General features: G+C 46.9%; 7 protein-coding genes. 5 read left to right on the top strand and 2 right to left on the bottom strand.

Annotated features, from left to right (window positions below; all coding sequences use genetic code 11):
* Nucleotides 1-293: 293 nt before the first annotated feature.
* The 4 genes from rny to Q0R37_RS13805 all read left to right on the top strand — a co-directional run bounded on the left by rny (nucleotide 294) and on the right by Q0R37_RS13805 (nucleotide 5,708).
* Nucleotides 294-1,871: a ribonuclease Y gene (rny, locus tag Q0R37_RS13820; RefSeq protein WP_294755140.1), complete on the top strand. Its 1,578-nt coding sequence runs from the start codon at nucleotides 294-296 to the stop codon at nucleotides 1,869-1,871.
* 163 nt (nucleotides 1,872-2,034) lie between these two features.
* Nucleotides 2,035-3,768: a dockerin type I domain-containing protein gene (locus Q0R37_RS13815; RefSeq protein ID WP_294755139.1), complete on the top strand. Its 1,734-nt coding sequence runs from the start codon at nucleotides 2,035-2,037 to the stop codon at nucleotides 3,766-3,768.
* Nucleotides 3,769-3,801: 33 nt separating this feature from the next.
* On the top strand, nucleotides 3,802-5,367 hold the full coding sequence (locus Q0R37_RS13810) for an O-antigen ligase family protein (RefSeq protein WP_294755138.1): 1,566 nt from the start codon (nucleotides 3,802-3,804) through the stop codon (nucleotides 5,365-5,367).
* 170 nt (nucleotides 5,368-5,537) lie between these two features.
* Nucleotides 5,538-5,708, top strand: a complete 171-nt coding sequence (locus tag Q0R37_RS13805; protein WP_294755137.1) for a 4Fe-4S binding protein — start codon at nucleotides 5,538-5,540, stop codon at nucleotides 5,706-5,708.
* A 53-nt stretch (nucleotides 5,709-5,761) separates the two neighbouring features.
* Here Q0R37_RS13805 and Q0R37_RS13800 read toward each other — a convergent pair whose 3' ends face one another.
* Nucleotides 5,762-5,944: a DUF1540 domain-containing protein gene (locus tag Q0R37_RS13800; protein ID WP_294755136.1), complete on the bottom strand. Its 183-nt coding sequence runs from the start codon at nucleotides 5,942-5,944 to the stop codon at nucleotides 5,762-5,764.
* A 217-nt stretch (nucleotides 5,945-6,161) separates the two neighbouring features.
* On the opposite strand from Q0R37_RS13800, the gene Q0R37_RS13795 reads away from it, so the two are divergent.
* Nucleotides 6,162-8,093 carry a DUF6583 family protein gene (locus tag Q0R37_RS13795; RefSeq protein ID WP_294755135.1) on the top strand — a complete coding sequence of 644 codons (1,932 nt, stop codon included), beginning with the start codon at nucleotides 6,162-6,164 and terminating at the stop codon, nucleotides 8,091-8,093.
* Between the two features lie 56 nt (nucleotides 8,094-8,149).
* Here the strand turns inward: Q0R37_RS13795 and coaBC are convergent.
* On the bottom strand, nucleotides 8,150-9,070 hold a 921-nt coding region (coaBC, locus tag Q0R37_RS13790), incomplete at its 5' end, for a bifunctional phosphopantothenoylcysteine decarboxylase/phosphopantothenate--cysteine ligase CoaBC (protein ID WP_294755134.1).

Genomic DNA, 9,070 nt, shown 5'->3' with positions numbered 1-9,070 from the left:
GTGTTGTATTTATTTGCATAATATTACTATGGCAGTATATGCAGCTTTGTTTTACATCATTATCCGCAGTCGGAATATAAAGATAAAACAAGCGGTTCAAATATGATTACGGAACAAATCTTGGACGGGGATACAACGTCCGTCTATTTTTTGCAGGCTGAGGTAAAAACTCGGCTGTTGATCTATATATTTACAAATGAATAAAATAATGCGGCATTTACCGCCTTGAAGTAATAATTAAAACTATGATACAAACTTTTGATTATTCTTACAAAAAGGAGGTAATGCACTGTATGAACTTGGGTGTAGCTATTGTTCTTATACTCGTTGCTTTCGCAGCAGGTGTGGGCGTGGGATATGCTCTTTTCTTTAAAAAGGGTATCGCAGCAGGCGTTGAACAGCGCAAGCGCGACGCTGAAGCGATAGTGGGTTCTGCCGAACAGCAGGCCGAGCGTATTGTTGAGGACGCCGAAAAGGACGCTGACAACAAGAAGAAGAGCGCTCTCATCGAGGCTAAGGACGAGATACATAAGCTTCGCACAGAAGCGGACAAGGAGATCAAGGATCGCAGAGCAGAGCTGTCACGTCAGGAAAGACGAATGCAGCAGAAAGAGGAAAATTTAGACAAGAAGACAGATAACCTTGAGAAAAAGGAGGATATGCTCAATCAGAAGATCAAATCAGCCGACGAAAAGCTGAAGGAGGCTGACTCTATCAAGAAAAGCCAGATGGATATTCTCGAGCGTATTTCCGAATTTACAAAGGATCAGGCTAAGGAGTACATAATCTCAAAGCTTGAAGACGACCTCGTACACGAAAAGGCTGTGAAGATAGCAGCTTACGAGCAGCAGATAAAGGACGAATGTCAGGAGAAGGCAAGAAGCTATATCTCTCTTGCCATCGCCAAGGTAGCTGCCGATCAGGTGTCAGAGGCGGCAGTCTCTGTCGTTCCTCTTCCAAATGACGAAATGAAGGGCCGTATAATAGGCCGTGAGGGACGTAATATCAGAACTCTCGAGACCCTTACAGGCGTCGATCTCATCATCGACGACACGCCCGAAGCGATCACGATATCCTGCTTTGACCAGATCAGACGTGAGGTCGCAAGGATCGCCCTCGAAAAGCTTATTGCCGACGGCCGTATCCACCCCACACGCATCGAGGAAATGGTCGAAAAGGCTAAACGTGAGGTCGAGTACCGCATCAAGCAGGAGGGTGAACGCGCTGTTATCGAGACCAATGTTCACGGTCTCAACCACGAGCTCATCAAGCTTATCGGACGTCTCAAATTCCGTACAAGTTACAGACAGAATGTCCTCGATCATTCTATCGAGGTCGCTAAGCTCTGCGGAGTTCTTGCTTCCGAGCTGGGCGTTGACGCAAATATCGCAAGACGTGCAGGACTTCTCCATGATATCGGTAAGGCTCTTACTGCCGAGATCGAGGGTTCTCATGTACAGATAGGTGTTGACGTTTGTAAAAAATACAACGAAAATCCTGTTATTATCCACGCTGTTGAAGCTCACCACAATGACGTTGAGCCGAAAACAGTCATTGCCTGCATAGTTCAGGCAGCCGACGCTATCTCAGCTGCAAGACCTGCCGCAAGAAGCGAAAACTATGAAAGCTATATCAAGCGCCTTCAGAAGCTCGAGGAGATATGCAACTCCTACGACGGCGTTGAAAAGTGCTTTGCTGTACAGGCAGGACGCGAAGTCAGGATCATGGTCACACCGGAGGTCATCAACGATGAGAAGATGGTACTGGTGGCAAGACAGATCGCTCAGCAGATCGAGACTGAAATGGATTATCCCGGTCAGATCAAGATCAATATCATACGCGAAAGCAGAGTTACTGACTACGCAAAATAATGCAGATCACTGCGGGAGCGGTTTTTCTTCCGCAGACGTTCGGCTGTCGGGCGTTATGCTCGACAGCCGTTTTATTTTACCGTGGAGACTTCGGGAAGCTCTTCCCCGAGCCTTCAGAGTAAAATAATCTGTTCATGATAGGAATGAATGAGGGGGCTATACTATGAAAAGGAAATGGTTCTTCGGAGCACTTGCTTCGGCAGCTGCTTCACTGCTTCTTGCGGTATCGTCGTTCCCTTTGGGAGCTGCCGCCGCATGGAAGCAGACAGGTCTGATGGGAGACCTTAACGGCGACGGTGCGGTAAATGTTGCGGATATCGTTGTCCTGTCAAAGCATCTGCACGGTACCGAAAAGCTGACTGAAAACAGTATTTTCAGACTGGCTGACAATACCGATTATACCCTTAGGCTTGAAGGCAGGAGAGAAGTAAAGCCTGCCGCGGGCACAAAGAGCATACAGAAGGCAGACCTTGACCAGAACGGTGCTGTTGAGGTCTTTGACCTTGTTGCCCTCAGGAAAGTGGTCATATCCGACATTCCATGCGGAGTGATACTGAAATGGGAAGAGGATGTCAAGCCTACTGCAACTGCCACTACCACAACAACTGCTGCGACTACCACTACCACTACAACAGCTCCGCTTCCGCCTGAGCCGCAAAAGGACTTCATTGAACCGCCCGTAAAAAATATGTACGGCAGTATGCCGTCACAGGGAAAGGTCAATCTGCTGGTATTCTATGTGGATTTCCCCGACTGTAAGTTCAATTATGAGCCGACCGTCGAGGAAATAGAAAATATAACTTTCGGGCCGCGGAACGAGGATTCTGCGAACTATCCCTTCGAGAGCATGAGCGCATTCTATTCAAGAGCTTCAAAGGGGGCTCTTGAGCTCAGCGGAAAGGCTTACAAGTATACCTGTAAACATGGTGTGGATACTTACGGACCTGATATATACAAGTCGGCGTTTGCCGAAGAGGTCGTAAGAAATATGGACAGCGCCGTGGATTACACTCAGTTCGACGCCGACGGCGACAAGATCATCGACGCTGTGCTCTTCTGTGTGCCCGTATTGGCGGGCAATGATGACTGGTGGCCGTGTGCGGGACAGTACTTCGGCAATGATATGGTCGTTGACGGTATGCAGCTCGGACATATGATCACGGGCAATGCTGCTATCAACAGCTTTAATAACTATGTTAACTTCACATCAACCTATCTCCATGAAATGGGACACTGCATGGGACTTCCCGATTATTACCTCTATACCGGTGATGAAGACTTTGAGGGAATGCACGGCTCAGCAGGCTACGATCTTATGGACGAGGCTTATTCTGACTTTTCTGCGGCATCAAAGCTCATGCTCGGCTGGATGCGGGAGGATCAGGTAATGGTATACGATCCGTCAAAGGGCGATCAGACCTTTACCCTCGTGAACGGTCAGTCGGACGGAGGAAACTGTCTCATAATCCCCAGAGGCGATCTTAACGGCTATAAGTCGGAGTTCTTTGTAGTTGAGTATCTTACACTTGACGATAACAACTTTCAGGTAAAGCCGCACTTCTGGTGGCGAAAAACAGGAAGCGGAATAAGTGTCAAGCATATTGAGGCTTCCGAAATAACAGATGAGTACGGAACGTTTTTCAAATATGAAAGCGGACAGGATCATTATACGGACAACAATAACGGACGCCGTTTTATAAGACTTGTTGATGACGCAGAAGATGCCTACCTCAAGGACAAGGATAATTTCTTCAGGACAGGCGCGGTCATATCAAACAGCATAAACGGCTTTGCGTGGTATGACAGATCGGGCCGCGAGACCGTAGACCCCGGTATAATAATAACTGTGGGAGAAAACAGGGATAATACCTACACAGTAACAGTTTCGAGAAAATAAACTGCATGATATTGCAGGAAGGAAAGAATAACAATGTCAAAGTCAATCAAAAGCACACCGAAAACGATTTTCCACACTACCGAGAAATCAAACTTTATCCTCAATATGACCGAGGAGCAGTACTCAAAGCTTGCTTCGTACGGACTTATAATAGGAATGTTCATGATGCCTCTGTTTACGCTTGCACCCGAGATAAACGATGATAAGTTCTCGTATGCCATGACGGCGGGCGGACTTGCCGTTGCAGGCGTTATCAATATGATACTTGCCCTTATAGGCATAATGAAGAAGTACATCACAAAAACGGCAATGCTTCCCGTATGCGCTTTCGGAGCAATGATAGTATGGGGAGCGGTGTCGCTTTTCAACGGTTACGATTACGGTGTGGGGCTTTACGGCTATACCGAAAGAGGAGAGGGACTTCTTGCCATACTCTTCTATGCGGGATTTTTTACCACAGCCATATCGCTTAAGCGAAAAGCCGATGTTCAGCGCGTTATAAACGGCGTTATAGGAGTCGGCATCTTCAACTGCATTATTTCCCTTTTGCAGGTGTTCGGCGGCTATCTGTCCCACTATCGTCTGCTGGGCGAGATCACGGAAAACGGCGAAAGCAGAAACCTGTATGCATATGCGGCTTCGGGACTTTCAATGTCGCCTATCTTCCTTGCAATGCTGCTTACACTCGCACTTACGGCAGCTCTTATAAGCTTTGTCACATCTGACAGCAAGAGAAACAGACTTATCTATCTTGCTTCTGCTGCACTTTTCTCATTTATAATGATGTTTACCTATTCACTGGTCGGTATCTGCGGCCTTATCTTCTCACTCATTGCGGCAGCAGCGGCAGTGTTTGTACGCAAGGCTCCCAAGATACGCCTTTTGTGCGTACCTGCTGCGGCAGTATTTGCAGCGCTTGCAGTCGGAGTAGTCAGCATGGGCAGGATAGGTACGGAAGATACATACAGATTTTATGACGGAAGGATACTCTGGTGGGCAGACGGCTATATCAGAGCCGATGCTTCGGGAAGCATAGACACGTCCATACTCGATATAGATGATACCTCGGCGGTCTACGGTTATATGAACAGAAAGACAATGGATATCATCGCAAATAACAAGCTTACGGGAACAGGTCCCGAGCAGCTGGTATATCCTCAGCTCAAGACCGCAGCATTTACGGACAAGATCAATGAAATGCTCCACGCCAAAGGAAACAGGCTCACCTTTGATAAGGTTTACAACGAGTACCTTTATACAGCGGCTACAAGGGGAATACCCTCGCTCATAGCGCTCCTTCTCATACTTATCCCCGTTATATCGGCGGGAGTAAAGGCGGCGCGCAAGGGCAAGTACAGCGAGCTCTTCATAACCTTCGCAATGACAGCGGGAGGTGTGCTGCTCTTCTTCATAAGCTGCAGCAGTATAGCATATGCCCCTGTATTCTGGGCAGTTGCGGGAGCTTCGGGCGCGGATATAATCGGAGACAAGCTTCCCTTGGCTGAAAAGGCTGAGAAAAAGGCAGCTTCCGATAAAAAGACCGAGAACGAAAAGAAGCCTGCTTCAAAGTCGGGAAAGAAGCCAAACAGGAAAAAGTGATAAATAATCAGGCTGAGAGATCATCTCTCAGCCTGATTTTGCCTGTATACAGCAAGCTTTGATGTTTTTGTAAGCGATAGCTAACAAAAAGCTATTGATTTTTTACTCAGATATGGTAAAATGAAAATACGAGGAGCGCAGGCTCCCGAATAACACGGAGGTGTATATATATGGCATATATTATTTCTGATGATTGTGTAAGCTGCGGCGCTTGTGCAGCAGAGTGCCCTGTTGGTGCTATCTCTGAGGGCGACGGCAAGTACGTTATCGATGCAGACGCTTGTGTTGAGTGCGGTGCTTGTGCAGGCACATGTCCTGTTGGCGCTCCTAACGCTGAATAATCAAAAAAAGACGATAAGCAGTTCCTTTTTGGGAACTGCTTATTTTTTTGCCCTTATTCGCAGCAGCCTGAACGTACCACGAATGAATTGCAGTCTGTACACTCGGGAACAGTTGGATTGTCCTCATGAGTACCTACAGAGATACAGTCAAGAGAGCAGTAATGCTCAGATACAAGGTTGTGTCTGCACTGAGAAACATCGCATTTAATGCATTTGTTCTTCTTCTGATCTTCCATGATAAAATCTCCGTTCTGATTATTGGGTTCACCTTGAACCGATAATAGTATTGCCGTAATTTTGCAGGATATACAGTGAATATGTGAACAAAAATAAAAGAAAGTGTTACATCATGAAAACAATCATTCAGGATCATTGACTTTTGAAAATGATTGTGATAATATTATCATAAGGAGCGCAGGCTCCCAATGATATAATATTACGGAGGGATCAACTATGTATGAAAATGACAGAAGCATGAACAATGCTTTTCCCGACAGCTTTGAGACTACTGTTTCGGGAGTCGATAATGTTACAAGGAAAGGCAGAGGAAAAAAGGCAGCGCTGATAGGGGGTATATCAGCAGCAGTCATCGCAGGCGGAGCTGTAACGTCTTATGCAGTTTCCGACACTGTGAAAAATCAGGTAAAGCTCCGTGTGAGCAGTCCCGAGCATTATTATGCGTGGGTCACAGAAAAGAATTCAAAAACTATCGGCGAATCTGTAAGCGAGAGCTACAGAAAGATGCTTGAAAAGCGCGAAAAGGGCGGGACATTGGACCTTATGCTCTCCTTTGAGCCGTCACAGGACGCAAAGGATATGCTGAGCGATGATATTTTCGGTGATGTGGAAGACGAAGTTACAAAGAGCGTTACAGACGTTATCAACAATACGAATGAGATACTTCTTTCGGGCAGCTATAAGGTTAAGAAGAACAGAGTCAGCTCGGATCTCGGCCTTGAATTTGACGGTAAGGAAATAATGAGCTATGAGCTTGCTGCCGACGCCGAGAATATGGATTATTTCTTCCGTATCCCCGAGCTCAAGGAGCAGTGGCTGGGCTTTGAAATGGGCAGCAGCTCCGACTTGTACGGAGTGAGCGAGTTCATCGAAATGTATAAGATGATGCTTGAAGACCCCGCATCTGTCATTTCTCCCGAGGAGCTTGAAGAGGAAATAAACAAGTACGCAGGTATATGGGGCAGCTTTGCGGAGGACGTTAAGGTCGAGAAGAAGGAAAGTGTTGCTGTCTGCGATATCAACGTAAACTATACGGTAGCCACCGTTGACCTTAACGATAAGGAGCTGGACGAGCTTGCCGTAAAGTATCTTGAGGCAATGAAGAGCGATAAGGTACTCAAAAATATCGCCGTAAATAAGCTGAATGCAGTAAAGGACGAGGCAGAGTATGCCGATGATCTCGATAAAGAGATCAACGAGCTCAGGGATGATCTTGCGGAAAACGCTTACGATAACGAGACAGTCGTAAGCATCGACACATATATCGACGCAGCGGGAACTATCCGCGGATTTGAATTCAGGAACGACGATGATGATTCGCTGAGACTTGTTTTAGGCAGGGACGGAAGCGCTGTAAGAGGCGAGATTATGTTCAGCGAAGGCAACGAACCTTTATTCAAAGCAAGTCTTAAGGCTGAGGAAAGCGGCAAGAGCTACAGTGGAGATCTCACATTTACATACAGCGATTTTTATGGCTCTGATGAAGAGAGCGTTTATGTGAACTTCAGCAATGTTGAGGTCAAGGACGAAGAAAAGGGCTATTTCAGCGGTGATATATCAGTGATCGCTCCCGACACCGATACAATAGACATATCATGCAGCTCGGACGGCAAGAGTGAAGAGATAAAGTATAACATTCTTATAGACGGCACAAATTACGGCTCGCTCAAGCTTGCATATGCGCTGAATGACGGTGCGGATATTGATATGCCGAGCAAGAACGGCGCCTTTATGGTAGATATAACAAATATTGACGACTATGATGGTTATATCACATCTGACGAGCTTGCCGAGTTTGTAAAGAACTCTCTCGAAAAGATCGGCATTGACAAGGAGCTTGCCGAGAGCGGCGCAGAAAGCTTCAAGTACGGATACGACAAGCGTGCGGAAGAAGCTGAAAGCTTTGACTTTGACGACTGGGACAGCGACGATTTTGACTTTGACTTTGATCTTGACGAGGACTATGACGACGACGATCACAGATCAACAGCAGGCGGCAGTATAATAGGCGGTTCTGACGATGATGAATTCGATTTCGAATTTGACCCGGGTCAGCTCAAATATGAGGACTATAAGGACATGATGACGAAGGAAGAGTTCGACCAGTGGATGGAGCTTATAGAGCAGTTCTCAAATAAAGCATCATAAAACATAAAAAAACGACCTCATTCTGAGGTCGTTTTTATTTTAGTCTGTATTGGCAGTCATTTGTTATCCGAGAGAGCTTTAAGCTTTGACAGGATAATATTTGCGGCGTCGAATTTGGACATGAGCTCCATTTCCTGCATATCGTCGGGAGTTATCATAGTGATGATATTGGTATCCGTACCGAAGCCGGCACCTGCACTTCTTATAGAGTTAGCGCATATCATGTCACAGTTTTTCTTTGTGAGCTTTGCACGGGAGTTCTCAATGACATTGTCGGTCTCCATGGAGAAGCCGCAAATGACCTGATCTGCACGGCGGTTTTCTCCGATATACTTAAGTATATCTGTTGTGCGCTTCAGAGGTATGCTCATATCTCCGTCGGACTTCTTTATCTTGCTTGTGGCAGTTGTAGTCGGAGTATAATCCGCAACAGCAGCTGCCTTGATAACGATATCCGTCTCGTCAAGGCGCTCTTTTACGGCGTTGAACATATCCTCTGCGGACTTCACGGGGACAACATTCACGAACATAGGCGGCTCGACATCGGTGTGAGCTGCAACTACCGTAACGTCCGCGCCTCTGAGCATAGCGGCTCTTGCAATGGCAAAGCCCATTTTGCCGCTGGAGTGGTTGGTTATGAAGCGGACAGGGTCGATGCTCTCACGGGTAGCGCCGGCGGTAACGAGGATCTTCTTTCCTGCGAGGTCTTTTTCAAAGGCAGCCTCGCGGACGATGTATTCAAGGAGAGTTTCCTCGTCGGGAAGCTTTCCGTCGCCGATATCGCGGTTCGCCAGCATTCCGCAGACAGGCTCGACGATCTCATAGCCGAACTTTTTCAGCTTCCCGATATTGTCCTGAACAATGGGATTATGGAACATATTATGGTTCATGGCGGGAGCGATTATCTTTTTGCAGGTACACGCCATGACAGTGGTAGTCAGCATATCGTCGGCAATGCCGTTTGCTATCTTGCCTAT

Origin of the sequence: uncultured Ruminococcus sp., assembly GCF_946415235.1 — a bacterium.
In the GTDB taxonomy this organism is placed as follows: domain Bacteria; phylum Bacillota; class Clostridia; order Oscillospirales; family Ruminococcaceae; genus Ruminococcus.
This window is presented reverse-complemented; position numbering and strand designations above follow the sequence as displayed.